Source organism: Streptomyces sp. McG3, assembly GCF_018619185.1.
Taxonomy (GTDB): domain Bacteria; phylum Actinomycetota; class Actinomycetes; order Streptomycetales; family Streptomycetaceae; genus Streptomyces.
Window position 1 is genome coordinate 1 of the sequence record NZ_JAAXYC010000017.1, and the last position, 26,704, is coordinate 26,704.

General features: G+C 70.9%; 21 protein-coding genes. 11 read left to right on the forward strand and 10 right to left on the reverse strand.

Translation table 11 applies throughout. The features are described 5' to 3' along the window. Positions 1–45 precede the first annotated feature (45 nt). Both HET64_RS04870 and HET64_RS39785 read left to right on the forward strand, forming a co-directional pair. A complete protein-coding gene (locus HET64_RS04870; protein ID WP_215102685.1) occupies positions 46–2,835 on the forward strand; it encodes a glycoside hydrolase N-terminal domain-containing protein in 2,790 nt (929 codons plus the stop codon). Between the two features lie 153 nt (positions 2,836–2,988). Continuing rightward, positions 2,989–5,358 (forward strand): SpoIIE family protein phosphatase, encoded by a 2,370-nt coding sequence (locus HET64_RS39785; RefSeq protein WP_215102687.1) that lies wholly within the window; start codon positions 2,989–2,991, stop codon positions 5,356–5,358. A gap of 24 nt (positions 5,359–5,382) precedes the next feature. Here the strand turns inward: HET64_RS39785 and HET64_RS04880 are convergent, their stop codons facing one another. Continuing rightward, positions 5,383–6,417 carry an Lrp/AsnC family transcriptional regulator gene (locus HET64_RS04880; RefSeq protein ID WP_215102689.1) on the reverse strand — a complete coding sequence of 345 codons (1,035 nt, stop codon included), beginning with the start codon at positions 6,415–6,417 and terminating at the stop codon, positions 5,383–5,385. Positions 6,418–6,572: 155 nt separating this feature from the next. Between HET64_RS04880 and HET64_RS04885 the strand changes: the two genes are divergently transcribed. Continuing rightward, a complete protein-coding gene (locus HET64_RS04885) occupies positions 6,573–8,006 on the forward strand; it encodes an MFS transporter (protein ID WP_215102691.1) in 1,434 nt (477 codons plus the stop codon). Between the two features lie 61 nt (positions 8,007–8,067). Then, positions 8,068–9,246 carry a M20 family metallopeptidase gene (locus HET64_RS04890; protein ID WP_215102693.1) on the forward strand — a complete coding sequence of 393 codons (1,179 nt, stop codon included), beginning with the start codon at positions 8,068–8,070 and terminating at the stop codon, positions 9,244–9,246. An 84-nt stretch (positions 9,247–9,330) separates the two neighbouring features. On the opposite strand, the gene HET64_RS04895 is transcribed toward HET64_RS04890, so the two are convergent. The 5 genes from HET64_RS04895 to HET64_RS04915 all read right to left on the reverse strand — a co-directional run bounded on the left by HET64_RS04895 (position 9,331) and on the right by HET64_RS04915 (position 14,774). After that, a complete protein-coding gene (locus HET64_RS04895) occupies positions 9,331–10,029 on the reverse strand; it encodes a phosphonatase-like hydrolase (RefSeq protein ID WP_215102695.1) in 699 nt (232 codons plus the stop codon). An 87-nt stretch (positions 10,030–10,116) separates the two neighbouring features. Continuing rightward, positions 10,117–10,935, reverse strand: coding sequence for a phosphonate ABC transporter, permease protein PhnE (gene phnE / locus HET64_RS04900; protein WP_215102697.1), 819 nt, complete (start codon positions 10,933–10,935; stop codon positions 10,117–10,119). After that, positions 10,932–11,645: a phosphonate ABC transporter ATP-binding protein gene (locus HET64_RS04905; RefSeq protein ID WP_215102699.1), complete on the reverse strand. Its 714-nt coding sequence runs from the start codon at positions 11,643–11,645 to the stop codon at positions 10,932–10,934. Before HET64_RS04905 ends, phnE begins: the two co-directional genes overlap by 4 nt. After that, positions 11,645–12,547: a phosphate/phosphite/phosphonate ABC transporter substrate-binding protein gene (locus HET64_RS04910; protein ID WP_215102701.1), complete on the reverse strand. Its 903-nt coding sequence runs from the start codon at positions 12,545–12,547 to the stop codon at positions 11,645–11,647. The genes HET64_RS04905 and HET64_RS04910 overlap by 1 nt, the downstream gene beginning before the upstream one ends. 166 nt (positions 12,548–12,713) lie before the next feature. Beyond that, positions 12,714–14,774 carry an alkaline phosphatase gene (locus HET64_RS04915; protein ID WP_215102703.1) on the reverse strand — a complete coding sequence of 687 codons (2,061 nt, stop codon included), beginning with the start codon at positions 14,772–14,774 and terminating at the stop codon, positions 12,714–12,716. Between the two features lie 132 nt (positions 14,775–14,906). On the opposite strand from HET64_RS04915, the gene HET64_RS04920 reads away from it, so the two are divergent. Then, positions 14,907–15,635, forward strand: coding sequence for a GntR family transcriptional regulator (locus HET64_RS04920; RefSeq protein WP_251144792.1), 729 nt, complete (start codon positions 14,907–14,909; stop codon positions 15,633–15,635). Between the two features lie 9 nt (positions 15,636–15,644). Here HET64_RS04920 and HET64_RS04925 read toward each other — a convergent pair whose 3' ends face one another. Together HET64_RS04925 and HET64_RS04930 are read right to left on the reverse strand one after the other, a co-directional pair. Next, positions 15,645–16,727, reverse strand: a complete 1,083-nt coding sequence (locus tag HET64_RS04925) for a zinc-binding dehydrogenase (protein ID WP_215102705.1) — start codon at positions 16,725–16,727, stop codon at positions 15,645–15,647. A gap of 64 nt (positions 16,728–16,791) precedes the next feature. Next, positions 16,792–17,220 carry an SRPBCC family protein gene (locus HET64_RS04930; protein WP_215102707.1) on the reverse strand — a complete coding sequence of 143 codons (429 nt, stop codon included), beginning with the start codon at positions 17,218–17,220 and terminating at the stop codon, positions 16,792–16,794. 378 nt (positions 17,221–17,598) lie between these two features. Between HET64_RS04930 and HET64_RS04935 the strand changes: the two genes are divergently transcribed. Continuing rightward, complete coding sequence (locus HET64_RS04935) at positions 17,599–20,568, forward strand: family 16 glycoside hydrolase (RefSeq protein WP_215102709.1); 2,970 nt, start codon at positions 17,599–17,601, stop codon at positions 20,566–20,568. 414 nt (positions 20,569–20,982) lie between these two features. On the opposite strand, the gene HET64_RS04940 is transcribed toward HET64_RS04935, so the two are convergent. Further along, a complete protein-coding gene (locus HET64_RS04940) occupies positions 20,983–21,276 on the reverse strand; it encodes a barstar family protein (protein WP_215102711.1) in 294 nt (97 codons plus the stop codon). Between the two features lie 158 nt (positions 21,277–21,434). On the opposite strand from HET64_RS04940, the gene HET64_RS04945 reads away from it, so the two are divergent. The 4 genes from HET64_RS04945 (at position 21,435) to HET64_RS04960 (ending at position 24,211) form a co-directional block, all read left to right on the forward strand. After that, positions 21,435–21,896 (forward strand): ribonuclease domain-containing protein, encoded by a 462-nt coding sequence (locus HET64_RS04945; RefSeq protein WP_308369805.1) that lies wholly within the window; start codon positions 21,435–21,437, stop codon positions 21,894–21,896. Positions 21,897–22,116: 220 nt separating this feature from the next. Then, on the forward strand, positions 22,117–22,287 hold the full coding sequence (locus HET64_RS04950) for a hypothetical protein (protein ID WP_215102713.1): 171 nt from the start codon (positions 22,117–22,119) through the stop codon (positions 22,285–22,287). 64 nt (positions 22,288–22,351) lie between these two features. Continuing rightward, positions 22,352–23,248, forward strand: coding sequence for an aminoglycoside phosphotransferase family protein (locus HET64_RS04955; protein ID WP_215102715.1), 897 nt, complete (start codon positions 22,352–22,354; stop codon positions 23,246–23,248). Between the two features lie 540 nt (positions 23,249–23,788). Beyond that, the gene (locus HET64_RS04960; protein ID WP_251144793.1) at positions 23,789–24,211 is read left to right on the forward strand and encodes a hypothetical protein; all 423 of its coding nucleotides are present in this window, start codon (positions 23,789–23,791) and stop codon (positions 24,209–24,211) included. 55 nt (positions 24,212–24,266) lie between these two features. Here the strand turns inward: HET64_RS04960 and HET64_RS04965 are convergent, their stop codons facing one another. Beyond that, positions 24,267–25,535: a pyroglutamyl peptidase gene (locus HET64_RS04965; RefSeq protein WP_215102717.1), complete on the reverse strand. Its 1,269-nt coding sequence runs from the start codon at positions 25,533–25,535 to the stop codon at positions 24,267–24,269. 245 nt (positions 25,536–25,780) lie between these two features. Here HET64_RS04965 and HET64_RS04970 point away from each other — a divergent pair, with 245 nt between their 5' ends. Further along, positions 25,781–26,599 (forward strand): FadR/GntR family transcriptional regulator, encoded by an 819-nt coding sequence (locus HET64_RS04970; protein WP_215102719.1) that lies wholly within the window; start codon positions 25,781–25,783, stop codon positions 26,597–26,599. Positions 26,600–26,704 lie beyond the last annotated feature (105 nt).

A 26,704-nucleotide genomic window follows, 5' to 3' on the forward strand; every position in this document is an offset into this window, starting at 1 on the left:
GTCAGATGAGTATAAGAGACAGCACCTCCCCCCGCCGAGGCTTTGATGTCACGCCGCGGAGTGCTCCGCGCGGCGGCCTCGGTGAGTGCCCTCCTCGCGCTCTCGTCCCTGCCGGAGTTCACATCGAACGCCGCCGCCGTCACGCGCCCCGACACCCTGTCGCTGATCCCGGACGCCGACGCGGTCACGCTCCGGTACACGCGCCCAGGTACGGAGAGCAGGATCATCGAGGAGGGCCTGCCCATCGGCAACGGCCGGCTCGGTGCCCTGGTCACCGGCGACCCGTCCCGAGACGTCCTGATCCTTTCGGACGCGACCCTGTGGACCGGTCACTCCAACGCCGCTCTCCAGTCGGACGGGCAGTTCCCCTACGAGGCATCCACCTTCGGCACGTTCGGGATGCTCGCCAAGGCGTACCTCGACATACCCGCCCACACCGGGTCCGCGATCAGCGGCTACCGCCGCGGCCTCGACATGAGCAACGGACTGGTCACCGCGGAGTACCGGGCCGGCGGCGTCACCTACCGGCGCGAGGTCTTCTCCAGCCACCCCGACGACGTGATCGTGGTGCGTCTGACCCAGAGCGGTGGCGGGACCTGCACCGGATCGATCACGCTGGCCGGAACCCGCGGCGAGACCGTGACGACCAACGCCGGCGCGGCCGAGGCGTCGTTCGAGGCGACCCTGCCCAACACGCTCGAGTACGCCACGGTCCTCAAGGCCGCCGGCCGGGGCGGCACCGTCTCCGCGACCGGCTCGAAGGTGACGTTCAGCGACTGCACCGAGGTCGTGCTGGTCCTCTCCGGCGGCACGAACTACAAGGCGGACGCGTCCGTCGCGTACAAGGACACCTCGATGGTGCCGCTCACCGTCGCCCGCACCAAGGCTTCGCAGGCGGCCGCCGTGACCGGCTCGGCGCTGGTCGCCACACACGTGGCCGACTTCCAGCGGCTCGACCAGCGGATGACGGTGAACCTGGGGACCTCCAGCGCCGCCCAGCGGGCGATGGACACCCCGGCCCGGCTCGCCGCCCGGGCCGCCGCCGATTCCGCCCCCGACCCCGAACTCGAAGCCTCCTATCTGCAGTTCGGCCGCTACCTGACGATCACCGGTTCACGCGACAGCCTTCCGACCAACCTCCAGGGCCTGTGGGTCGACAGCAACGAGCCCCCGTGGTTCAGCGACTACCACACCGACATCAACGTCCAGATGAACTACTGGCTGCCCGACCGGGTCGGCCTGCCCGAGTGCTTCGACGCCTTCACCGACTACTGCGTGGCCCAGCTGCCCGGCTGGGAGGCGACGACCACCGCGCTCTTCCAGGACTCCCGCAACCGTTTCCGCAACACCTCCGGCAGGGTCGCGGGCTGGACCACGGCCATCAGCGCCAACATCTGGGGCGGCAACGGATGGTGGTGGCACCCCGCCGGCAACGCCTGGATGTGCAACTCGCTCTTCGAGCACTACGAATACACCTTGGACAGCGCCCACCTCACCAGGATCTACCCCCTGCTCAAGGGCGCCTGCGAGTTCTGGGAGTCCCGGCTCGTCACGATGACCGTGGCGGGGCACGAGGTCCTGGTCGACGACCACGACTGGTCGCCCGAGCACGGACCGGAGGACGCCCGCGGCATCACGTACGCCCAGGAACTGGTCTGGCAGCTGTTCGCCAACTACCGCACCGCCGCCGCCGAACTCGGCAAGGACGCCTCGTACGCCGCCACGATCGCCGGACTCCAGAACAGGCTCTACCTGCCCGAGGTCAGTGCCACGAGCGGGTGGCTGGAGGAGTGGATGAGCGACGACAACCTGGGCGACACCACCCACCGCCACCTCTCCGCCCACGTGGGCCTCTTCCCCGGCGACCGCATCAACCTCCAGGACTCCTCCGACGCGCTCATCAGGGGTGCCACCAAGTTGCTGGAGGCACGGGGCCTGGCGAGCTACGGCTGGGCGAGCGCGTGGCGGGCCATGTGCTGGGCCCGGCTGAAGCACGCCGACAAGGCGTACGCCCTCATGCTCTCCGTGCTGAACCCGACGGGCACGGCCGCCGCCGGCACCGCCATCAACATGTTCGACATGTACCGCTACGGAAGCGGCTACATCTTCCAGATCGACGGCAACTACGGCACACCGGTCGCGATGATCGAGATGCTGGCGCAGTCCAGGCCCGGACACGTCGAACTGCTGCCCGCACTGCCCGAGGCGTGGGCGGCGGAAGGCTCGGTCACCGGCGTCGGCCTCCGCGGCGGCCTCAGCCTGGACATGAGCTGGAAGTCCGGCAAGGTCACCAGCGCCACCGTGCGCGGGGCGGCGGGCCGGTCCACCACGATCGTCCACGGCGGCTGGAGCCGGCGGGTCACGATCCCCTCCGCCGGGTCGTTGACGGTCACGCCGCCCGCGCAGTACACCGTCTTCCAGCTGATCAACCGCCGGTCGGGACGGGCCATGGACATCCCGGGGGCCTCGACGGCCACGGGCACGGGGGTCGTCCAGTACACCCCGAGCTCCGCGGTGAACCAGCGTTTCCGGTTCACCCCGGTCGGCGGCGACGTGTACGAGATCCACACCACGCACGCCGGCACCCCGCTGGCGCTGGGCATCAGCGGCGGAGGGTCGGCCGACGGCGCGAAGCTCATCCAGTGGCACTCGCTGCACGACACGAACATGCAGTGGAAGATCACCGACACCGGTGACGGCCATGTCGTCATCACCTGCCTCCGCAGCGGCAAGGTGCTGGGCGTGAGGGGCGGCTCGGCGTCCAACGGCGCGGCGATCGAGCAGCAGACCGCCGACGGCGGCACCGGCCAGCAGTGGCGGCGAGTCGGCAAGTGAGCCCGTCGCGTCCGACGACGCTCGATCACGAGGGACGCCCGCGGGCGTCCGGCGTCCCTCGTGTCACATCGTGGCTCCCCCGCGTGCCTGCCCGCGCGAGCGGGCGCATGCTGTGAGGAGGACCGGAAGCCTCTTGCCCGACAAGGGGGCCCTGTGGGATCGAGAGACGAGGCGGGGCACGCCGACCGCCCGAGCCGCGCATCCCCCCTCGACGGCCTCGCGGCAGCCCTGCTCGATGCCGAGGGCGGTATCACGTGGTGGTCACGGGCAGCGCACGAGCTGCTCGGCTGGACCGGTCAGGAGATGGCCCGTCGGCCCGCGAGGTGGCTTCTGGCCGACGCGGAGGACGATTTCTGCCGCACCGAGCGGGCCGTCGTGCACCGGACGGGCCTGCGGCACCGTGCCGGGCACGTGGTCGAAGCGGACATCCACATAGCCGGGGCGGGGGACTCGGACCAAAGGCTGCTCCTCGCTCTGCCGCTCGAAGGGCCGGACAGCTGCCACGAGGACCGGGACATCGCCAGGGCCCTCCTCGCCCAGGACTCCATCGGTGTCGCGCAGTTCGACATGAGGATGCGGCTCGTACGGACGAACGCGGCCATGGACGCGCTGCGGCCCCGGGACGCGGAGGACGGCTGGCTGTGCCGGCTCGTCGCGCGCGACGGCGGCGGTACGGCCCGGGCCGCCTTCGAGCACGTGGCGGCCACGGGGTCCTCCGTCGCCGCCCGTGTCCACGCGCTCGGCCACGACGCCGCCGCGTCGGCGCTGTCGCTGTCCTGTTTCCGGGTCGACGGCGCCCTGGGTGTGCCGGTCGGCGTCCTGGTCGAGGCGACAAGGGTGCCCGAGACCGGTCCGGCCCGCCTCGGCGACGCCTGCCGCACGGCCTTCGACATCGGTCAGTCGCTCGATGTCGTCCAGGTGGCAAAGGACCTCACCGCGGTGCTGGTGCCGGCCCTGGGCGACCACGCCGCGGTCGACTTCCCCGACGACGTGCTGCAGGGCCGCGACCCGGCGTACGGGTACCACGGTCAGGAGGCGGCCGCGCCACGCCGTGTGGCGGTGAAGTCCGCGCACGGCGCGTGGCCGGGCCCGCTGGTCCAGGTCGGCGAGGAGGTTCCGCGCGTCGAGGAGTCTCCGGAGACCGCGGCCAAGTCCGTCGGCGGCGTGCTCGTCGCGGACGCCGCGCTCGCCCGGCGGATCCTCGGCAACGACCCCGTACTGCTGAGGAAGTTCATGCCGGAGGGCATGCACGACTCCCTCGGCTGCCCGCTCTACCGGGGCGGGCGGTTCTTCGGCTACGCGCAGGTGTATCGCAGCGGCGCCTCCCCGCCGTTCGACGACACGGACATCGAGCTGATGCACGACCTGTGCGCCCGGACCGCGACCGCCATCGACAACGCCTTCCGCTTCACTCGCGAGCATCAGACGGCGGTCGTCCTCCAGCGCAGCCTCCTGCCGCCGTCGGCGACCCGCAGCGTGGCCGCCGAGACGGCGGGCGTCTACGTTCCGGCCGGCGGAGCCGTGAGCGTGGGAGGGGACTGGTACGACGCCTTCAACCTCTCCTCACTGCGGGTCGGGCTCGTCGTGGGCGACGTCGTGGGACACGGTCTCGAAGCCGCCGCCACCATGGCCCGCCTGCGCACGGCGGTCCAGACGCTCGCCGATCTGGATCTGCCGCCCGACGAACTGCTCACCCGACTCGACGATCTGGTCAGGCGGATGCAACTGGAGGCGGACGAGCCCGACACCGTGGGCGGTTCCTGTCTGTTCGCCGTGTACGACCCGGTCGACCGGACCTGCCGGATGGCCTCTGCCGGTCACCCACCGCCGGCCCTGGTGACACCCGACGGCGACGTCGGCTTCGTACCCGTCGCACCGGGTCCGCTCCTCGGCGTCGGCGACAACCCCTTCGAGGTCACGACGGTGACGCTGCCGCCCGGAAGCACCCTCGTGTGTTACAGCGACGGGCTGCTGGGACGGGACGTCGTCCAGGGCTCGGCACATCTGAGGTCGGTTCTGGCCGGGCAGCGCGTCGCCGACCTTGCTCTGGCGGCGGTGGGCCGGGCCGTACTGGCCCTCACTCCCCACGCGGAACACCCGACCGACGACATCACGGTCCTGATCGCGCGCACCCACGCCGTGCCGGAGGAATCCACGGCGCTGTGGGAGTACCCCGCCGACCCCGCCGCCGTCCAGCAGGCCCGCGCCCAGGTGAACGCCCAACTGGAGGCATGGGGCCTGCACGAGTTGCTGTTCAGCACGGAGCTGATCGTGAGCGAACTGGTCACCAACGCCATCCGCTATGCCGGCGAGCCCGTCAGGTTGCGCCTGATCCGCGACCGCGTGCTCGTCTGCGAGGTCTCGGACCCGAGCAGTACACAGCCCCGGTTGCGCCGGGCTCTCGCCTCTGACGAGGGTGGCCGCGGCCTCTTCCTCGTCGCCCAGCTGACGACACGCTGGGGCAGCCGTTACACGGACCGGGGCAAGACCATCTGGACGGAGCAGCGGCTGACGCCCCCGTGAACGTCACAGAATTCGCCCACCGTGTCACGCGGGTGGGATCGGACGACGGGGGGACCGATCGGCGGCAGTACCGCCCGGGACGCCCACCGAACGCCCCGCTCGCCTGTACGTGCGCATCAGGAGGGCGGTGCGCACTTCACGCAGTCCGGTGAGTTCGGCGAAGGCCCGGGCGTGGAAGTCGTGCATGCCGGCGGTGGAGGCATGGCTGGCGTAGCCGAGCACGTTGGAGCGGCCGGTGGTGACGACCAGGTGCCGGATGGACGGTTCCCGGGACAGCCGGCGCAGGGCGGCGTCCAGGTGGGCATGCCGCACCTCCAGCTGGAAGCGGGTCTCCACCGGATAGCCGAGCACGGCCGGTTCCGCGAAGAGCCGCAAGTGGAAGACGTGTGAGGCCATCAGGCGGTTCAGCCGGCGGCGCACGCTCGACTCGCTCAGCCGCAACCGCGTGGCAAGCGCGCTCATCGGCATCCGCGCGTCCTCACCCAACAGGCGCACCAGCTCCCGGTCGGAGGGATCCACGGTGATCGGCGGCGGAGGCCGGCCGCCCTCGATGGCCAGACGTCGCAGGGGCGAGGGCTCGGCCTCGTAGGGAGCCCAGTCGGCGGCGGTCAGCAGGAGTCGCAGGACGACAGCGGAGTGGATGTCGAGAACCCCCGGCATCCGGCCGACGGTGCGGTCGACCATCTCGACGAGTGCGGTCTCGTCCGCGACGGTCACCTCGGCCAGCACCACCAGATCGCCGGTGGCCACCTCGACGGACCGGACGTTGGAACGGGTGGCGAGGGCCTTCGCGACCTCCTCCAGAAAACCAGGAGCGCAGCGTACGGCGAGCTCGACCACCATGCCCTCGCCCAGGTACTCGTTCGGCAGGTCGGCGATGAACCGCACCCCGCCGCTCTCCAGCAGCCGGCCCAGCCGGCGGGCGACCGTCCGTTCGTGCAGCCCTACCCTCGCTCCCACCTCGGCGAAGGAGGCCCGGGGGCGTCGGGAAAGGTACTGCAGGATGCCCAGGTCCGCGGCGTCGAGCGAAGGCTGCGGCACACCACTGTTTTCCGCCATGTACGACGCCCTCCTGCCCGATTCCGTCACCACAGAGCCATGAGCGCCTGATTCGCGCTTCCTGATCGGTACCTGTTGCCCGGATCCCTTGATGCCCCGCAGATTACCGGACAGCATCCGACTGCCGACTTCCGGCCATCCGCAGAGGTACGCCCATGACTCAGGCACCCGCACAGGCGCCGTCCGGCTCCGCTCCCCCACGCCTCGCCGCCTCGGGCATGGCCATCCTCGTCTCGATCGTGCTGGTCGAGATGTCCAGCGGCATCACTCAGGGGTTCCTCGCCCCCGTGCTGCGCGGCCTCACCGATGTCCTGCACGTCACGGCCGCCGAGCTGAACTGGATCAGCATCGCGAACCTGATGGCGAGTGTGGCCTTCACCCCGGTCCTGTCGCGGCTCGGCGATCTGCACGGCCACCGCCGGGTACTGCGATGGAACCTGGCGGTCGTCCTGCTCGGCTCGGTCGTGGTCGGGATGTCCGGATCCTTTCGCACGCTGCTGATCGGGCAGATCCTTCAGGGCGCGTTCGCCGGGTTCTTCCCGCTGCTCGTCGGCATCCTGCGCAACCGCACCTCGGAAGCGGAGAGCCGCCGCAGCATCGGAGTGATGGTGGCGGCCCTCGTGGGCGGGCTCTGCGTCGGCATGGTCGCCAGCGGGCTGGTCGCCCACTATGTCGACACCCCGACATCGGCACTGTGGGTGCCCGCCGCGGCCGTCTGCGTCGCCCTGCTGGTGACCTGGCCGCTGCTGCCGGAGACCACCGAACGTCCGGGCGGCCGGCTCGACGCCCGGGGCGGCGTCCTGCTGTGCGTGGGTCTGGTCGCGATCATGCTCGGCCTGGGGCAGGGCGGTCTGCCGGGCTGGGAGTGGACCTCCCCGCGCACCCTCGCCTGTCTGTTCGGCGGCATCGCGGTGACCGCTGTCTGGGCCCTCGTGGAACTCCGGTCACCGGACCCGATGATCGACGTACGCCTGTTCCGCCGCCGCAACGTCACCGTCATGGCACTCGTGACGACCACGTTCTCGTTCTGCATGATCGGCCTCCAGGTCGCGGGAGCCGTCTTCCTCGGCACGCCCCGGGAACTCGGCTACGGCATGGGACTCGCACCGCTCCAGATCGCCTTCGCCACGATTCCGGGTCTCGCCGTCATCGCCCTGGCAGCGGTGGCCGCGCCCCGGCTGTCCGCGAGGATCGGCGACCGCGCCACGCTGATGCTCGGCTCCCTCCTGATGGCCACCGGCTACGCGCTCACCCTGGCCTTCCACACCACGCTGACGCCCTACCTGCTGTCGACCGTGGTGGCCGGCCTCGGCACCGGCCTGCTCCAGCAGTCCACCCGCACCCTCGCCGTCGAGGCCGTCCCGCAGGACCAGGCCGCCGTCGGCTCCGGAATCAACGAACTCCTCATCAACGTGGGCGGCTCCCTGGGCGCGGCGTGCGTACTCGCCGTCACCGCCGCCTACACCTCCGCGGGCTCGGCCCTGCCCGCCTTCGGCGCCTACGCCACCACGTGGACGGTGTGCGTGGGCGTGTCCCTCCTCGGCGCCCTGGTCTCGCTGCTCCACCGGCGCTCCGACCTCCCCGCCTGATCCCCGCGTCACCTCTCGTCGCCCCTGATCCCCGCACCCGCCCTCTTCGACAAGGAACCCCATGAGCCAGGAAGCTCTGCGCGAACGCGCCCGGTCCGTCGTGACCCGCCGTCAGGACGACGTCATCGCCCTCAGCCACAGCCTGCACGCCGAACCCGAACTCGCCTACGAGGAGCACCGGTCGGCCAGGAAGATCGCCGACCTGGTGGAGGCCGCCGGCCTGCGGGTCACGCGCGGCGCCCACGGCCTCGACACCGCCTTCGAGGCGACGGCCGGCGACGGCGACCTCGTCATCGCGATCACGGCCGAGTACGACGCCCTGCCCGGCATCGGCCACGCCTGCGGTCACAACGTCAACGGCGCCTCGGCGGTGACGGCGGCGCTCGCGCTCGCGGAAGTCGCCGACGAGCTGGGCCTCACCGTCAAGCTGCTCGGCACGCCTGCCGAGGAGTACGGCGGCGGCAAGGTCGACCTCCTGAACGCGGGGGCCTTCGACGACGTGGCGGCCGCGATGATGGTCCACGCCGCCCCGACCGACGGAGTCGGCATGACGTCGCTGGCCATCGGCAGCTGGAAGGTCCGCTACACCGGCCGGACGTCCCACGCCGCGGCCATGCCCCACAAGGGCATCAACGCGGCCGACGCGATGATGATCGCCCAGGTGGCCATCAGCGCGTACCGGCAGCAGATGATCCCCGGCGGTGTGGTGCACGGCATCGTCACGCACGGCGGCGAGGCACCGAACGTCATTCCGGGCCTGGTGACCGCGGACTACGACTGCCGCGCCGAGTCCGCTGACGACCTCGCGGAACTCCAGGCCCGCGTACGCGCCTGCTTCGAGGCCGGCGCGCTGGCCACCGGAGCGGAACTGGCGCTGGAAGCCGTCGGCAACGACTACGCCGACCTGCGGCAGGACCTTCGGATGTGCGGGGTGTACCGCGAGAGTGTCCGGGATCTGGGCCGTGCGGTGGACGAGAGCGCCCCGGGGATGCGCGGAGGATCCACCGACATGGGCAACGTCTCCCACCTGGTGCCGACCATCCACCCGACCATCGGGTACGACTGCGGGGACACCATCATGCACAACCCGGAGTTCACCCGGTACGGAACCAGCGCGGGCGCCGACCGGGCGGTCCTCGACGGAGGACTGGCCATGGCATGGACCGCGATCGGACTCGCCACCGACGAAGGGCACCGGGCTCGCCTGCTGGCCCGGCTGGCCGGACGACGGACCACCTGAGTCCCCACCGGCCCCCCTCCTTGCGGGTGTCACCGGCACAGGCGGGATGGCCCCCAAGCCGCATCAGCCACGGCCGCCGCGTTCTCAGTTCTCGACGCGCAGCAGAGCGGGCAGGTCGACGACGGAGTCCAGGATGTGGAGGGCGCCGGCCTCACGGAGGGCGTTGTCGCCATGTGCTCCGGTGCGCACTCCTGCGACCAGGCCCGCGCCGGCTCGTATCCCGCTGAGTACGTCGTAGGAGGTGTCGCCGACGACGGCGACCTGGTGCATGGAGTCGGCGGACCCGGTCCGCAGGAAGGCCTCCAGCACCATGTCCGGGCAGGGTCGTCCGCGCCCGCCCACGTCGGCGGGGCACAGGGTCACCGGCACCAGCTCCCGCCAGCCGAGGGCATCGAGGACGGCGTCCTGGGTGACGCGGGCGAAGCCGGTGGTCAGGACGACGGTGCGGCCGTCGGCGGTCAGCTGCTCGATGGTCTCGCGGGCGCCGGGGACCGGGGAGATCAGGCCGTCGTCGACGAGATCGCCGTATGCCTTCTCGAAGGTGTCGTTGGCGTGCTGGGCGCGGTCCTCGTCACCGAAGAGGTGGCGGAACACGGTGATCTTGGACTCGCCCATGGTGGTGCGGACGTGGTCGAGCTTCTCGGCGTGGTCCTCGGTGCCGGGTTCGACACCCAGTTCGCGGGCCGCGGTGTCGAAGGCCCGCTCGACGAGGCCGCCGTCGGAGACGGTGGTGCCGGCCATGTCGAGGATGACGAGGCGGATGTCAGAAGCGGGGAGCGTCATGATGGACCCTTTCGGTTTCGTTGCGAGGCGGGTGCGGCTGTCGCAGGCAGTGAGGTCGTGGGGCGGCAGCGAACATCCGTGGTTCTGTCAGGACAGACGGTGGCGCACCAGGGCCGAGAGCCGGTCGACGGCGACGATGAGGACCAGGACGACGAGGATGTGCGTCAGCATTTCGTCGAACTTGAAGAGCTTGATCGACTGGTTGATGAGGAAGCCGATTCCGCCCGCTCCGACCAGGCCGAGGACCAGGGACGAGCGGACGTTGACGTCGAGCCGGTACATCAGCAGACCGGTCAACTGCGGTGTCACCGTCGGCAGCAGGGCGTGCGCCGCGATCTGGATCCGGCCGGCCCCGGCCGAGCGCAGGACCTGTACGGGCCCGGGGTCCGCGTCCTCCAGCGCCTCTGCCCAGAGCTTGCCCATGACGCCGACGTTGTGCAGCAGCAGGGCGAGTACGCCGGGGAAGGGGCCGAGGCCCACGGCGGTGACGAAGATCAGGGCGAACACCACGTCGGGCACGGCGCGCAGGAAGGACAGCAGCGATCTCGCCAGCTGGTAGACGGTCGCCGACGGGGATGTGCCGCGTGCGGCGAGCAGGGCCAGGACGAGTGAGAACGGTACGGACAAGGTGGTGCCGAGCAGCCCGATCCACAAGGTGACCAGGGCGCCCTCCAGACTCGGCCGCAGGACGGTCCAGCTCAGATCAGGCGGGATGGCCTCGCCGAGGAAGTCGGCCATGCCGCGCCAGCCCTCGGCCAGGGCGCCGAAGGACATGCCGGTGGTGTCCCAGGCGATCAGGTGGGCGGCGACCACGACGGCGGTGATCACCGCGCCCAGGACGGTGGTGCGCGGATTGCGGGGCCTGGCCGGGACGGGCAGTCTGCGCACGTCGTGGATCGTGGTCATGAAGCGGCCTTCACCGTCGTGGGCTGGTACAGGATGTCGACGTTGTCCTCCGGCGGGCCGTCCAGCGCGACGCGGCCCTCCCGCAGCCCGACCACGCGGTCGGCGTGGAGCGCGGCGAGGGACGGCTGGTGCAGGACGGCCAGCACGGCCAGGTGTTCTTCGTGGGCGAGTTCGGCCAGCAGGGCGAGGACCTGTTCGGACGCGGCGGGGTCCAGGGCGGACACCGGTTCGTCGGCGAACAGGACGCGCGGGCGCTGGCACAGTGCCCGCGCCACCGCCACGCGCTGCTGCTGCCCGCCCGAGAGCCTCCCCGCGCGGTCGTGTGCCCGGTCGGCCAGACCCACCCGGTCCAGGCAGGCCATGGCCTCCTCGCGCAGGTCCTTGGGAAAGAGCGCGGGGGTCAGGGAGTGCCGGAGCGGGAGTCGGCCGAGGGCCCCGGCGCAGACGTTCTCCAGAACGGTGCGGCGGCGCACGAGGTGGATGTGCTGGAAGACCATGGCGATGTCGAGGGGGCCGCAGGGTTCTTCGTCGATGGTCACCTCTCCGGCCGCCCTGGGTTCCAGGCCGGCGGCGGCGCGCAGCAGGGTGGACTTCCCCGAGCCGTTGGCTCCGAGTACGGCGAGCAGCTCACCGCGGGCGACGTTCACGTCCACACCGTGCAGAACCTGCCGCTCGCCGTACCGCACGGTGATCGCGGTCAGGGCGAGCATCAGACGTCCTTCTCGGTGAGCTTGAGGGTCTCGGCGAGGTCGAACAGCGGCTGGTAGGTGGACTTGTCGACGGCGACGAGCGGCGCCGGCGGGTCGACGTCGAGCAGGGCGCCGATCTCACCGACCCTGTCGGCCGGCAGCTGGAGCAGCGCCTCGCGTACGGCCGTCTTGAACGCCTTGTCGTGGTCGCCGCGCACGGTGATCGGGTCGTTGGGTATCGGGTCGGACGTCCAGACCTTGCGGAAGCCGGAAGGGTCGAAGGTGCCCGCCTCGGTGGCGCCGGCGAGCTGCTGGGAGTTGATCTCGGCGGCGTCCACCGTGTTGTTGGCAAGAGCGAGGAGCGCTTCGGGGTGGCCGCCGGCGTAGGTGACCTCGACGTCGTCCTTCTTCAGTCCGGCATCGGTCAGGGCCTGGCGGGGCAGGGCGTCGCCGGAGGTGGAGCCGACGGAGCCGAGGGCGAGGGAGTGTCCGCGCAGTTCCTTCACCGAGGTGATCTCGGAGTCCTTGGGGACCCAGATGCCGGCCGTATAGCTGGAGAGGTTGCCCTTGGTGTCGCCGAAGGAGGCCAGCGCCTCGGCGTCGGCGCGCTGGTGGGCGAAGACGAAGCCGAGCGGGCCGAAGATCCCGATGTCGAGCTTGCGGTTCTCCATGGCCAGGACCGCTGCGGCGTAGTCCTCGGTGACGGTCAGCTCGACGGGGCAGTCCAGACTGTCGCCGAGGGCTTCGGCGAGGACCTTGGCCGCGGGGGTGAGCTTGGCGGGGTCCTCGAACGGCTCGACGCCGAAGCGGATCTTGCCGCCGGGGCAGGTGGCGGACTGCGGCCCTTCGGAACCCTGGCCGCAGGCGGTCAGGGTGAGAGCGGCGACGGTGATGCCGACAAGCGTGAGACGGCGCAGGGACACAGTGCACTCCGATGAATGAGTGAGTGAGGAGCTCGATGGCGAGTGGGCGGCACGGGAGCGGTCACCGGGCCGGCGTCAGCCAGCTTTCAGCCATCGCCGACCCGGGTCAAGCCTTGTATGTACAAGTCGTACGGTGTTCATCTCGCGGTCGCCCGCAGGACCGGTTTCAGGCCCGGTGCCCCAGCTCCGTCGCGGTTCGGGTCACTTCGAAGAGGCGACGGCCGGCGCGGTTGATCCAGGTCGCGGTCAGGGTGGGGTCACTCACGGTCGTGTCGGCGACGAGCTTGAGGAACACGTGGGGTTCCACGGCGCTGTGCACCAGGTGGGGACTGGGCACGTTCAGGCTGGGGATCGTGCGGTCGTGCAGGGGGCTGATGATGAACTGCCACAGGTCGTAGCCGACCCGCGGACCGTAGTTCAGGGCGCGCGAGACGTGGATGTCGCCGCTGAGCAGGAAACAGCCGGGAATGCGTTCGGTGGCGACGAAGTCGAGGATCGCGTCCTTCTCGTAGTGATAGGTCGCCCAGTCATCGGACTCGGCGTTGCCCTTGTCGTCCCAGATCATGCCGGAGGCGATGGCCTTGAAGGTGGCGGTGCTGGCGCGCAGGCGCGCTCGCAGCCAGTCCCACTGGATCTCTCCCAGGCAGGTCCCCCGCGCGGGGTCGGCCCAGCTCGGGCCGGTCCTGCTGAACCAGCGCGGGTCGAGCAGGAACACCTCCACGGGGCCGCGGCGGAAGGAGGTGTAGACGCCCTGTCCGTCGCTCCTGGCGGTCAGGCGTGTGCCGTCGGCCGCATGGCCGAAGGAGGCGTTGGCCCGGTAGTCGACGAAGGCGGTGCGCGTGTTCTTCTTTCCCGCGAAGCTCCCGTCGATGTCGTTGCCGCCGAAATCGTGGTCGTCCCAGGTCCCCCAGACCGGCATCGAGGCGGCCATGCGGGCGATCTCCGGCTGGGAGAGGAACGCGCGGTGCTTGGTGCGGGCGACGGCCAGGTCGCCGGAGTCGATGTACGGGGTGTCGCCGAGCAGGACGAAACTGTCGCAGCCCTCGTCCACGACGCGGGTCCAGATGGCATCAGGGGTGGAGGGGGCGCAGGAACCCAGCCCCATCGTGATCCGGGCCGGGGCTCCCGCCGACGGCGCGGTGGTGAACGAGCCGGACAGCGGGGTGAAACCCGGTGCGGGACGCTGCGGGGTGATCGTGAAGTCGTAGCGGGTGCCGGCGCGCAGACCCGTCACGTCCACCAGGAGCGTGTCGTCATTGGCCGTGGAGAGCCGGGCGCCGACCGTGCTCGACCATCCGGAAGCGCCCCGCAGGACGCACGACCAGTCGAGGTGGACGGCCGGATCCAGACCCGGCCGGGCCCACAGGCGGGCGCTCCGCTCGTCCACGTGGCCCACCAACGGCCCGACCGGAGCCTGCGGGGGCATGGGGGTGGGCAGCACCGGGGGCGCGGTGCCGGCCCGCACCTGCCCCACGTATCCGGCCAGAGCGGTGAAGAACGTGACGCTGTCCCGGAGGGCCGCCGCGGGCTGCAGGGCCGAGCCGGACGCGTTGAAGCACTTGTCGAGCGTGAGGCTGGAGACCAGGAAGCGGCCGGCCCCGTGCGCGCCCTCCAGGAGACACGGCGCCGAGCCGCCCGTCGCGCACGCCATGAGCACGCGCATCGAACGCCAGGACCCCATCGTCTCCCAGCTGACCCGTATGCCGGCGGCGCGACCGGTCAGCACCCGCCCCGAGACCACCGGCAGCGCCGCCACCAGCGGATGGCCGGCGGCGACGGGGAAGACCGTGTCGAAGTCCGTGTCGGTGCGCACCGCTCCCAGTTCCGCGGGCAGATAGGGCACCGCCGCGCCGAACTGATCCGACTGTGCGAGATCGAGCACCACGCCGCCCCCTGCGGCGAAGTCACGTAGTGAGGAGGCGTGTTGGGTTACGTAGGACGGGTAGCGGGTGTCGTTGTTGGTGAAGCTGCCGAACGCGATCAGATCCACGCCCTGCGCCGTCGCGGGCCGCGACAGGTCCAGCGCGGTCACGACGAAGCCGGCGCGCCGCAACAGCTCCGCCAGCCCCGTGGCCCTGGTCCACTGGTCGGCGAATTCCAGAACCGCCGCACGGGGAGCTCCGTCCCCTGCCGCCGCGGCGGCAGGGGACGGAGCGGAGGCAGCCGCGGTGAGCGCCGCCATGCCGCCAATCACCAGTGCGCGCCGACGAATTGAGTCTTTGATCATGTTTTCTTCCATGGCGCAAAGGTGGCAGAGCCCGTCGCCTGGGCACAATCACCTGTCAGTACAAGTCATGTACTGTTCATGTCGGTCTCTCCGTCCGGACGCCGCATTTCCCCCACCTGTAGAGTCAGGTGCATGAGAGAGCCCCTGTACCGCACCGTCGCGGACGAACTGCGCCGACGCATCCGCAGCGGCGCCATCGCCGTCGGGCACCCGCTGCCCTCGGAGGCGGACCTCTGCCAGGAGTTCTCCGCCTCCCGCGGTCCCGTCCGGCAGGCTCTGGCGGCACTTCGCGACGAGGGCCTCATCGGCGGAAGCCAGGGCAGGCGCGCCGTCGTCCTGGACGCCGTCCCCGCCCAGCCCTTCGCATCCTTCCTCTCCTTCACCACCCGCGCCGAACTCACCGGCCACGTCCCGGGCCAGCGCCTCCAGGAGATCGCCCTCCGCCGCCCCGGGCCCACGATCGCCGCCGCCCTCCAGATCGAACCCGACGCCCTCGTCGTACAACTTCTGCGCCTGCGCCTGCTGGACGGCCGCCCGGCGATGCTGGAGCGCATGACCTACACCGAGTCCGTCGGCCGCCCGCTCCTGGACGCCGACCTCGACGCCGGCTCGATCTACGCCCTGCTCACCGAGCAGGGCGTGGACCTGGACTCCGCCCGGCACACCTTCGACGCCGTCAACGCCGACACGACCGACGCCGAACTGCTCGACGTCCCCGAAGGCGCCCCCCTCCTGCGCGAGCGGAGACTCACCACCGACTCCCAGGGTGTGCCGATCGAGTGGTCCGACGACCGCTATCGCCCCGACGTCGCCACGGTGACCGTCACCAACACCCGCAACTCCCGCACCGCCATGCTCTGACCCCCCTGCTCACATCGGGAGGACGCACCCCGGGGCCACCGCCTGGCGGGGTGCCGCCCGCAGCCGGGCGGCCTCGAAAGCCGACCCCACGTCTCCCAGCGCGAACCGCCCTTCCACCAAGTCGGCGAAGGGGAACGAGTCGTGATGGGCGGCCAGGAACTCCACGCCTGTCAGCAGATCCTCGGGCCGGTAGTTGTGCACGCCGACGATCCTGTTCAGCCCGCGGACCAACCGCTCAGGATCCACCCGTACGGGGTCATCCGGGGCGACCGAGCCGACCAGGACCGCCGTACCGCCCATCCCCAGGGAGTCGAAACACACCCGCACGGCCGACGACCGGCCTGAGAACTCCAGCGCCACGTCCACCTCCTCGGGAGGAATCGCACCGCCGAGCACCTCCGCCGCGCCGAACATCCTTGCCTGCTCCCGACGCAGCGGGTCCGGATCAACGGCGACCACCCGTGCGCCGGCCGTCACAGCCATGGCCACAGCGGTCAGCCCGAGCATGCCCGCTCCGGTCACCAGCACCCGCCTGTCCGCCAGGGGGCCTGTCGCCGCCAGCGCCGCGGCAACCGTGGCCGTTGCGCAGGACGCCGGACTGGCCACCTCATCAGGCACCCCGTCCGGGACCGCGACCACGGCGGTCCCCGGCAGCACCACACAGTGCGAGGCGAACCCCCCGGTCAGCGGAGCACCCTCCAGCAACGGTTCATGGCCGTACTTCCGCAGCCCCCGGCACTTCTGCGACAGACCACGAGCACACCGGTCACACCGACCGCACGAGCTGATCACCGACCAGACGACGCGCATCCCCAGCGCCACCGGGGTCCCGTCCACGCAGAGGACCCCGCCCTCACCCACACCCACCACCGTTCCCACCTGCTCATGCCCCAGCACCCCGGGCACGGGTGAGCTCCGCCGACCGCTCACGGTGTGCAGGTCGCTGCCGCACACCGTGGCCATGTCCACGCGCACCAGCAACTCACCGCGCCCCGGAACGCGAGGAGTCGCCCGTTCCACCACCGCGAAAGGACGCCCCACACCGTCCCACCGCGCATAACAAGCCAGAACCAAATCTTTCGCGTGCGTCATGGGTGGAAGATGTCACGTCGGACCCACGTCCGCCCATACTTATCAATACAAGTTGTGCTGATGTTCACCTCAGCCCTTGCCCGGCCCTGCGCCCCGTTGACCACCTGGCGGACGAACGCGGGCCGTCGAGGAAGGTGCCCTGCTCGGTGAGGACCAGCCGGGTGCCCTCATCGGCCGGGCAGAACTCCACGGTCGTCAGCGACGCCGCCGCGAGCTCCCGCCCCACGTGCGGCACCGAGGTGCAGACGATGCGCTCGTCCGGGACGATGTCCCGGTACCACGACTCGAACGTCAACGACGGGCCGCTGTCCGGACGGCTCCGGTTGGCCTCGCGGCCCCCGACCCGGAAGTCCAGTTCATGGTCGGCGTCGGGCGTGGAGAACCAGCGGGCCTTCGTCCTCGGGTCGGCCCATGCGGCGAACACCCGGGCCGCCGTGGCCGGGTAGAGGCGTTCGAGGGTGAACGTGGCGTGCGTGACAGAACGGTCGATCATCACAAACCCCCTTGCTCCGGTGTGCCGGAATCGTCGAGCAGGTAGTCGCCGAGCCGGTCCAGGCGCCCTTCCCAGGACGTGCGCTGCCCGGCGAGCCAGCCCTCGGCCGTCCGCAGCACGTCCGGCTCGATGCGGCAGGTACGAACGCGGCCGGCCTTCCCGGATCGGCCAGGGCGGAAGGCTCGACGGAACGCCCCGGACCTGGTGAAGATGACAGCGCTTCCTGCCCAGAAGCGAGTTGTAGCACTATTTTTCAACGATGGAAGAGAAAGCGCTTGCCTCCCTGTTGCCTTTTCCGCGAGGGCTGTCCTTCACTGTGAACGGCAGCCCGTCGGCCACCGGACCGACGGCTGCCCCGGCCCTCAAGGAGGAAGGCCCATGCGGCGTTTGGCCGTACTCGTCTCAGCCCTGTTCCTCGTTTCCCTCGTCCCGGGCCAGGCCGCAGCCCAGCCCCCCGACATACCGCCCCAGGAGCCGGGCGTGACCATGCGGGTGTTCGACGTACAGATGCCTCTGGACGACTTCTGCGAGCTCAAGCCCGGACAGACGCCCAACGTCGACGAGTTGAAGCCGACGATCGACTGGAGGACCGCCGAGGACTTCGGGCTGAGCGGGAAGTTCGTCACCGAGGTCACCGCGTACCTGAACGTCGAGTCGGCAGGGAAGCACGACTTCCGCATCACCAGCGACGACGGATCCCGGCTGATCCTCGACGGCACGGAGATCATCGACAACGGCGGCAAACACGGCGCCCAGGCCAAGGAAGGCTCGGCGGAGCTGACCGAGGGCCACCACGCGCTGCGCATCGATCACTGGGACGGCGAGTACGACCAGCGCCTTCTGCTGGAGTGGCGGCCGCCCGGAGCGGGCGGCTTCTCCGTCGTACCCTCCTCGGTGCTGAGCACGGACGCCGACGTCACCCGGGTCACCTCTCCGGGCCGCAAACTGTGCGAGGGCGTCGACGAGTCGCCGGGCGACGGCCTGCCGCTGGCCGGTGTCCACCCCGACTACACACTGACCGACCTGCGCCCCGACGGTTTCGAACCGCAGGTCACCGGCATGGACTGGCTGCCGGACGGCCGACTGGCCGTCAGCACCTGGGGCGGCAGCAGGGAGAGCGAGCTCGGGCAGGTGTACCTGCTCGACAACGTCACCGGCGCCACCGACCCGTCGAAGGTGACCAAGAAGCTGGTCGCCGAGAACCTGCTGGAGCCGATGGGCCTCAAGTACGTCGACGGCACCCTCTGTGTGTCCGAGAAGGACGGCCTGACCGCACTGGTCGACAAGAACGGTGACGAGGTCGCCGACGAGTACCGCAAGATCGCGACCTGGCCGTTCGGCGGGAACTACCACGAGTTCGCGTTCGGGTTGCTGTACGAGAAGGGGCACTTCTACGTCAGCACGGGCATCGCCATGGTTCCCGGGGGCGCGACCCAGGACCCGCAGAACGTGCCCAACCGGGGATCCACCCTCAAGATCAACAAGAAGACCGGCAAGGTGTCCTACGTGGCCGGGGGGCTGCGCACGCCGAACGGCCTCGGCCGGGGTCCGGGGGGCGAGATCTTCGCCACCGACAACCAGGGCGCGTACGTGCCGACGTCGAAGCTGGTGCGGATCGAGCAGGGCGCCTTCTACAACCACCACACCAACCCGGACGGCGTCTACGACGACCAGCCGGTGACCGAGCCCGTCCTCTGGCTCCCGCACGGTGAGATCTCCAACTCGCCGAGCAACCCCCTCCTCCTGCCCGAAGGGCCCTTCGCCGGGCAGATGGTGTTCGGTGACGTGACCTACGGGGGCCTTCAGCGGGCGTTCCTGGAGAAGGTCGGCGGCGAGTACCAGGGCGCGGTGTTCCGGATGACACAGGGCCTGGAGGCCGGGGTCAACCGGATCAGCCTCGGCCCCGACGGAGCGATCTACGCCGGCGGCATCGGCGACTCGGGGAACTGGGGCCAGGAGGGCAAGCTCAAGTTCGGCCTCCAGAAGCTCGCGCTCACCGGCGACGAGGCCTTCGACATGCGTGCCATGCGCGCGATCGACGGCGGCTTCGAGATCGAGTACACCCAGCCGCTGTCCGAGGCGACCGCCCAGGATCTGGCGGCCACGTACGAAGCCCAGCAGTGGCGTTATGTGGCGACACCCAGGTACGGCGGCCCGAAGGTCGACGAGGAGAGCCTCGACGTCACTTCGGCGACGCTGTCCGAGGACCGTACGACCGTGACGCTGAAGATGGACGGTCTGCGCCCGGGCCGGGTGGTGCACGTGCAGTCCCCGCGCCCGTTCGCCGCGGAGTCCGGAGCGGAGCTGTGGAGCACCGAGGCCTGGTACAGCCTCAACACGCTGCCCGACGGGTCGAAGCCGCCGCCGGTGTACGAGGCGGAGTCCGCCTCGCTGGACGGCGGCACCAAGTTCAACGACAACCACTCCGGCTACTCCGGCACCGGCTTCATCGACAACAACTGGGAGCCCGGCTCCCGCACCACCTTCGCCGTGCGCGCCGACAAGAAGGGGAAGCACGACCTCGCGCTGCGGTACGCGAACGGCCAGAACTCCGACCCGCAGCCCACTCCCCGCTCGATAACCCTGTACGTCAACGGCCAGCGCCACAAACAGATCTGGCTGAACTCCACCGTCGCCTGGAACAAGTGGGCGGCCCACATCGAATCGGTGCCCCTGCGGAAGGGCGCGAACACGATCACGTACGCCTATGAGCCCGAGGACGACGGCCATGTGAACCTCGACAGCCTCACCGTCACCCCGACGAAGCGCACCACCCTCTTCGACGGCACGGACCTCGACGCCTGGGAGGCGAACGACGGCAGTCCGGCGAAGTGGCCGGTGGCGGACGGCTCCATGGAGTCCCTCGGCGGAGACATCCGTACGAAGGAGAAGTTCGGCGACTTCCGGATGCACGCCGAGTGGTACCAGCCCCCCTACCCGCCGGACGTCACCGGACAGGCCCGGGGCAACAGCGGGGTCTACATCCAGGAGCGTTACGAGCTCCAGGTCCTGGAGTCCTTCGGGGTCGACGTACCCGCCACCAACGACGCCGGTTCGATCTACCTGCGCAAGGCTCCCGACGTCAACGCGGCGACCCCGCCCGGCACCTGGCAGAGCTACGACATCGAGTTCCGGGCGGCTCGCTTCGACAGCGACGGGAAGAAGGTCCAGGACGCACGGGTGACCCTCCGGTGGAACGGCAGGACGGTGCACAGGAACGTCGCCATCGCCGGGCCGACCGGGGCAGGCCGGCCCGAGGGCCCCGCACCGGGCCACATCAAGTTGCAGGACCACGGGGACCCCGGTGAGAACCCGAGGTTCCGCAACATCTGGATCGAACGGCTCTAACCTCCACGTTCACCGCGCACGGACAGCGGTACGTCCTCCCGGTCGCGGGCCCGCGACCTCCAACGTCCTCACCGGCGTCGGAACGGGCTCCCCGAACAAGCTGCTGGGCTCGCTCCCGTGATCACGGGAGCGAACTGAAGCGGCGCTCGACGGCCGGGCACGGACACGGCGGCATCCCCGTCTCCGTGTCCGTGCCCGGCCCGAGCCGTTCGGCGCCCGCCCGGCGTGCGGATACACGTCGATGGTCGTCCAGGGCTTCGCGGGCCGGCCGCACGGCACGCTCGACGTACCGTGCGAGCGGCTGGAGGCGCACCGCGTGGCGACCGGGTGGTCGTCGGGCCCGCCCGCGCCGCAGGGCTCCGGCGTCACAGCTCCGTGGGTCACCGAACCGGCCGACGCCCGTCGAGCAGCCGCTCAGACGGCGTGGACGACGAGCTTGTTCCGTTCGCCGTCGAAGACCTCGCCCAGGGCTCGGGCGTCCTGGTCGTCCGCGGCGAAGATCCCGGTCCGGTCGACGTGGACGGACAGGGTGCTGTGACGGTCGATCACATCGGAGATGCCGCGTCCATGGATGGTGTCCGCCCAGGCGTCGAGGTTCCGGCCGAACCAGTCGGGCAGCCCGCAGGGCCCGGTCACCGCATCCCAGAAGTCATCGAGCGTCTCGATCCGGCGCCCACGCAGGTCGATCACCAGCTCACTTTCCGTCATATCGGCATCCTATCCGGACTGTCCTCGCCGCTGCCCCGTACAGGTAAGCCGGCCCGGCGGTAGCGCCGATCGGGTTCCTTCCACACCGATGAACTGGGCCGGAAGAAGTTCAGCCGTGGCGAGCCGTGTCCCCGGCACTCGCCTGCTGTTGCAGAAGCGTGACTACTCTGCGCAACCTTCGCCAGGTGGCGGCCGCCGCCCTGTTCCTGACCGCGCTCGCGGCCCCGGCCGCTTCCTCCGCCGCTCCCCTCCCGACACCGGTGCTTACCCCGGTGCGCTCCGCCGAGGTCATCGAGCCGGCTCTGCCGGTCGAGGAGTTCCCCGGGCAGGTCCGGGAAGCCTGCGCGATCTGGAAGGACCTCACGTGGCCGCAGTCCTCCCGGCCGACCGACTACCCCGTCGCGGAGACCCTTCTGGTCATCCGCGGCAGCAACGTCTACCGCAACCGCTCCGGTGACCTGCCGCTGGAGGGCCACTACCGCGAGTACGACGTCAACCCCCGCAACCGGGGAGAGCACCGCGACGCCGAACGTGTCGTCCGCGACGAGGACACCCACACCGTCTGGTACACGGGCGACCACTACAACAACTTCCAGGAAATCTCCTCCGGTTGCGAGTGACGAGCGCCGAGGGCTGCCCCAGCCGGCCCCGCCGCGGGGTGGCCCGGCAGGCGATCTCGTGGGAGAGGTGGTCGCCCACCGGGACGGCCCCGGTGCTCTCCGCGATCTTCGCTGTCGGGGAAGCCGCCGGGCACCGATGGCCAGGTGGTGGTGGTCCGAGCCTGCTGCGTCGAGTCGGCCGCTCACACCGACGGACACGCCCCTGGAGTACGGCCAGGCGTTGGTCTACGGCACAAACGGCCGCTTCCTCGTCGAGGTGCTCAAGGTCGCCGACAGCGGGCCGTCGGACGCGGCCCCGGCGCCGGGCGAGCAGCCGAGCGGCCCGACGGCCACCAAGGCGCTGGACATCCTCAGCACGGTACTGACCGGTTTCCAGGGCGTCCCCGAGTAGTTCCAGCGAGAGGGACCGGAGAGCGGGAGCCGCTCCGCCTGCCGCATCAGTAGGGTGAATCAGCATGACCGACACCGAGATCGAGATCACCGCAGACCTGGTCCGCTGCCTGCTGCGGGAGCAGCATCCAGATCTCGCAGGACTGGCCGTCCGAGAGGTGGCGGGCGGCTGGGGCAACCAGATGTGGCGTCTCGGGGAGGAGCTGGCCGTTCGTGTGCAGCGAAGGGACCCCACCCCGGAGCTCCAGCTCAAGGAGCGGCGGTGGCTCCCCGTGCTGGCCCCGCGCCTGCCGCTCCCGGTGCCCACCCCGGTGCGGTTCGGCGAACCGTCCGAGCGATTTCCCCAGCACTGGACCGTGATGACGTGGGTTCCCGGCGAGCCGCTGGACCACGGCTCGATCAGCCGCGGCGACCACGCGGCCGACACCCTGGCGGGCTTCCTGCGGGCGCTCCACGTGGCGGCGCCCGCCGACGCTCCGATCGCTGCCGGCTTCCGCACCCGCCCCGGGAACTGCGCGGACAGCTTCGAGACCTTCTTCCAGGCTGTTGCGCCCGACGACCTCGCTGCTGACGTCCGGGCCGTCTGGGACGACGCCGTCGCGGCCCCGGCCTGGGAGGGCCCGCCGGTGTGGGTGCACGGCGATCTCCACCCCGCGAACGTCGTCGTCTCGGACGGAACGCTCGCGGGCATCGTCGACTTCGGCGACATGTTCGCCGGCGATCCGGCCTGGGACCTCTCAGCCGCATGGGTGCTGCTACCCGCCGGCACGGCGCCAGGGTTCTTCGACGGGTACGCGCACGCGGACGAGGCGGCGGTCCGGCGCGCCCGCGGGCTGGCCGCGATGAAGAGCCTCTTCCTCATGCTCATGGGGCAGAACGGAGATCGAGGTCTCCCCGGCGGCAAGCCGCACTGGGGGCCCGCGGGGCGGGCGGCACTCGACCGGGTTCTGAAGGGTGTGTGACGCACGCTTCTCCGAGCTCGTTCTCGATCCTGGCCGGGGGCATGCGGCTGCCCGTCCCGGCCCCGTCCGCCACGGAACCCATTCCTCCGCGGCATGGCACACATGCCATCCAGTCGCTGGTGGAAGGCATCACCTCGTCCTACCGTCGATCGGGGCGGCCGTGCACCGGCCACCCCGATCGACGCGGGGACCTGATTCCCCTGCCGAACGAGGGGAAGTTCCGTGTTACGAGGACGCAGGCGCCCAGGCGGCCGACAGATGCGCAGAGGTCGTGACCGTGGCTTCCCGGGCCTGTCCGCTCGCCGTCCTGATCACCACGACGCCGCGATGAGCCGCCCCGGACGCGTCCTCGTGCCGCTGCTGCTCACAGCCGTCACCGCCGTACTGCTCACGGCCTGCGCGGAAGCCGGCTCCGCCCCGGCCGCGGGCGGCCCGACGCCGTCCGCACGACCGACCCCGGCAGCGACTTCGTCTCCGGCTCCGAGTTCGGCCCGCCCGCCGTCTCCGACCGCCTCGCCGACACCGAGTACGGCCGCCGAGATGACCGAAGCCGTCACCCACTGGTACGAGTACGGAGGCGAGACGGCCATGGTCAGCTTGGTCGAAGAGGCAGTGAAGGCGCAGTCCGGCCGTCCCAGCGAGAAGGAGGAATTCGAACTCGTGATCCTGGACTTCAGCGGTCTTGAGGGGGCCCTCGACACAGCCCGGCTGTTCGGTTCGATCCCCGACCCCAAGACCGAGCGGACCTGGTCGGCCGCCATCGATCGCCTCGACGAGGGCGCGCGTGAGGTTCTGGCGTCGGCGCCGGAGGGCAGAACGTTCCAGTCGCCCGCGGAGGCCGGACAGGCCTTGCGGGGGTGGAACACCTTTGACGAGGGGCTCAAGAGCCTCCAGAAGACCGGATCGAGACTCGACCGCACCTTCGGGTTGAAGCCGCCGTCGGACCCGTGGGAAGAGGGGTAGTCGGCGGCTGGAGAGGTGGCGGACGCAGCGGGGCCGAGCCACCGTCGTCGTGCTCTCAGCCGGCCTCCCCCACGGCCGTCCTCACCAGCTCCCGCACCTGGCGCACGATGTCCGCCCGGTTGCGCTCGAAGTCCGGGTCGGTGACCGCGCCCGTCCGCGGGTCCGTGTTCCCCGCGCCGAACTGCAGCACCGGGGTGTGGAGATGGCCGCCCGGCAGGTCGGGCAGCCCCAGCCGGTCGCGCAGCAGGGTGGCCCGGTAGGCGATCTCGTTGGAGAGGTAGTCGCCGCCGCCGCCGGCCCGCGAAGCCGAGCCGGGCGTGGGGCCGTCCGGCCTGGTCACCGGTTGGGTGCCGCCCGCCGGGATCTCGGTCACCTCGGTGTTGTCGTACACCGGGAAGCGGCCCGAGTCCGCTTCGGTGAGCTGTCGGTACGGGAGCGTGGTCGTCGTCCACTGCGGCTGCGAACCCGGGTCCTCCACGGGGACGGTCCCGGTGCTCGCCGTGTTCTCGTTGTCGGGGAAGCCGCCGCGCCAGGCGCCGTTGGTGCGCTCCACGTCGAAGCGGCCCTGGCGGCCCTGGCTGACGGTGGTGAACAGGTCCAGGCGGGGCAGCTGCCGGGTGAGGGCCCGCTCGACGGCTCCCTCCGCGAAGTCCGCCCAGCGCACCGGGAAGACGACCGTCTCGATCCGGGCCGGCCCCTCGGCGGTCCGCACCAGGGTGCCGTCCAGGGCGAGCGCGCTCGCGCCCGAGGGGTTGCCGATTCGGACGTCCCTGTCCAGGGTGAACGGGTCGAAGCCGGTGACGAGGACGCGCTTCACCCGGTGGCCCGGGAAGCGGATGTCGTCCTGGCCGCGCGAGGAGGTCTCCAGGGCGGTGCGCAAGGCCTTGCGCTGTTCGTCGCTCATCCCGAACCCGGGTGTCCATGACCGGAGTTCGCTGCTGAGCGCGAGTCGGGCCCAGTACAGCGGGCGGTCATCGCCCCGGCTCAGGTCGCCCGTGGCGGGTCCTCGGCCCTGGGCGCGGTCCACGGCGCGCCGCCACAGCGCGGAGGCGTGGCGGGTCACCGTTCGCTCGGCCTGGGCGTAGCCGTCGGAGCCCCGCAGGGCACGCTCGAAGCGCGGGGCGAAGGAGTCGAATCCGCTGCGCCGCAGGATCTCCCGCGGCGCGGTCCGGTCGAGCCGCTGCTCCTCGACGGTCTCCGCCGCGGGGGTGCGGGCGGCGTCCGCCGGGGACGCGGCGGCGGGCAGGGCGGGGCCCGCGAGGACGAGCAGGAGCGCCATGCCGCCGAGGCCGAGCCGGGTGGTCGCGGAGAAGGGGTGCGTCACGTGGGTCCTTTCGGGTCAACGGCTCGTCGCAGTATCGCGGCACCGCCGGAGGTGAGGCCAGAGGGCAAGAACTGTGCAAGCGCGTGGAGAAGGGGACGGAGTACGCAGAACACACCGGACGCGTCGGCGGAGGTCCCGGCGGCGTGCGGGGCCCGCTTCGGTCTCCGCCGCGCGCGCTGTCCCCGCGCTGCCGGGCCGGTGCCGGAGATGCCCGACGGGCCGCGACCGGCCTGTACGCTGCGATCATGCAGCCGTCCGCCCCCTCCTCCCCGTCGGGTTCCGCGCGGCCGGGTCCGGTCGCGGACCCCGCCCGGCGCGGGCTCCTGACGGAGCGCATCGCCCGTGAGCTGGAACACGACATCCGCTCCGGCGAGATCGCCGTCGGGACCAAACTCCCCTCCGAACGTGAGCTCGCCGCCCAGTTCGGCGCCAGCAGGAACGTCGTGCGCGAGGTGCTGCGGCGGCTGGAGGCCCAGCATCTGATCGAAGTGGCCCCGGGACGCGGTTCCTTCGTCCGGGAGCAGTCGTCGGGGCAGGCCCGGGGTTACGACGCGCTGTACCGGGCGGGCCGGCCCACCGTCCGGCAGCTCATCGAGGCGCGGATCCCGCTGGAGGTCGAGATGGTCCGGCTGGCGACCGAGCGGGCCACGGACGAGGACATCGCGGCGATGCGGGCCGCCCGGGACGCCCTGGAGTCGGCGACGGACGTCGTGGTCAAGGCCCAGGCTGACATGGACTTCCACGAGGCCATCGCCGTGGCCAGCAAGAACCCGGTGCTGAGGATCATGCTGTCGTCGATCGGCGGGATGATGTTCGAGATGATGCTCCGCTCGAACTCCGATCCGTCGATCGGCGAACCCGGGGTACCGCACCACCCGGAGATCTTCGAGGCGGTCGAGGCGCGGGACGTGGAGCTGGCCTGCGCGCGGATGCGGGAGCACCTGATGCTGGGCCTGCGGACGTACGGGGCCGATCTCGACGTCCAGGTCGACACGATGGCGCGCAACCACATCGAGACGCTGCTCGATCGGGCCGAGGGCCGCCGGACGCCTCCGGGGCGGTAGCCGACGCGCGGGCGAGCCGGGCGGAACTCATCCGTCCGGTCCGTGGAATCTTCGCTTCAGGGTCTGGTCGGGGAGGTTTCCCTGCTGTTACGGTCCCGCGTATAC

Excerpts from the sequence above, each read along its gene's own strand:
- HET64_RS04870 (WP_215102685.1), top strand. The coding sequence starts at position 46 with ATGTCACGCCGCGGAGTGCTCCGCGCGGCGGCCTCGGTGAGTGCCCTC.
- HET64_RS04880 (WP_215102689.1), bottom strand. The coding sequence starts at position 6,417 with ATGGCGGAAAACAGTGGTGTGCCGCAGCCTTCGCTCGACGCCGCGGAC.
- HET64_RS04885 (WP_215102691.1), top strand. The coding sequence starts at position 6,573 with ATGACTCAGGCACCCGCACAGGCGCCGTCCGGCTCCGCTCCCCCACGC.
- HET64_RS04890 (WP_215102693.1), top strand. The coding sequence starts at position 8,068 with ATGAGCCAGGAAGCTCTGCGCGAACGCGCCCGGTCCGTCGTGACCCGC.
- HET64_RS04895 (WP_215102695.1), bottom strand. The coding sequence starts at position 10,029 with ATGACGCTCCCCGCTTCTGACATCCGCCTCGTCATCCTCGACATGGCC.
- phnE (WP_215102697.1), bottom strand. The coding sequence starts at position 10,935 with ATGACCACGATCCACGACGTGCGCAGACTGCCCGTCCCGGCCAGGCCC.
- HET64_RS04905 (WP_215102699.1), bottom strand. The coding sequence starts at position 11,645 with ATGCTCGCCCTGACCGCGATCACCGTGCGGTACGGCGAGCGGCAGGTT.
- HET64_RS04915 (WP_215102703.1), bottom strand. The coding sequence starts at position 14,774 with ATGATCAAAGACTCAATTCGTCGGCGCGCACTGGTGATTGGCGGCATG.
- HET64_RS04920 (WP_251144792.1), top strand. The coding sequence starts at position 14,907 with ATGAGAGAGCCCCTGTACCGCACCGTCGCGGACGAACTGCGCCGACGC.
- HET64_RS04925 (WP_215102705.1), bottom strand. The coding sequence starts at position 16,727 with ATGACGCACGCGAAAGATTTGGTTCTGGCTTGTTATGCGCGGTGGGAC.
- HET64_RS04930 (WP_215102707.1), bottom strand. The coding sequence starts at position 17,220 with ATGATCGACCGTTCTGTCACGCACGCCACGTTCACCCTCGAACGCCTC.
- HET64_RS04935 (WP_215102709.1), top strand. The coding sequence starts at position 17,599 with ATGCGGCGTTTGGCCGTACTCGTCTCAGCCCTGTTCCTCGTTTCCCTC.
- HET64_RS04940 (WP_215102711.1), bottom strand. The coding sequence starts at position 21,276 with ATGACGGAAAGTGAGCTGGTGATCGACCTGCGTGGGCGCCGGATCGAG.
- HET64_RS04955 (WP_215102715.1), top strand. The coding sequence starts at position 22,352 with ATGACCGACACCGAGATCGAGATCACCGCAGACCTGGTCCGCTGCCTG.
- HET64_RS04960 (WP_251144793.1), top strand. The coding sequence starts at position 23,789 with ATGACCGAAGCCGTCACCCACTGGTACGAGTACGGAGGCGAGACGGCC.
- HET64_RS04970 (WP_215102719.1), top strand. The coding sequence starts at position 25,781 with ATGCAGCCGTCCGCCCCCTCCTCCCCGTCGGGTTCCGCGCGGCCGGGT.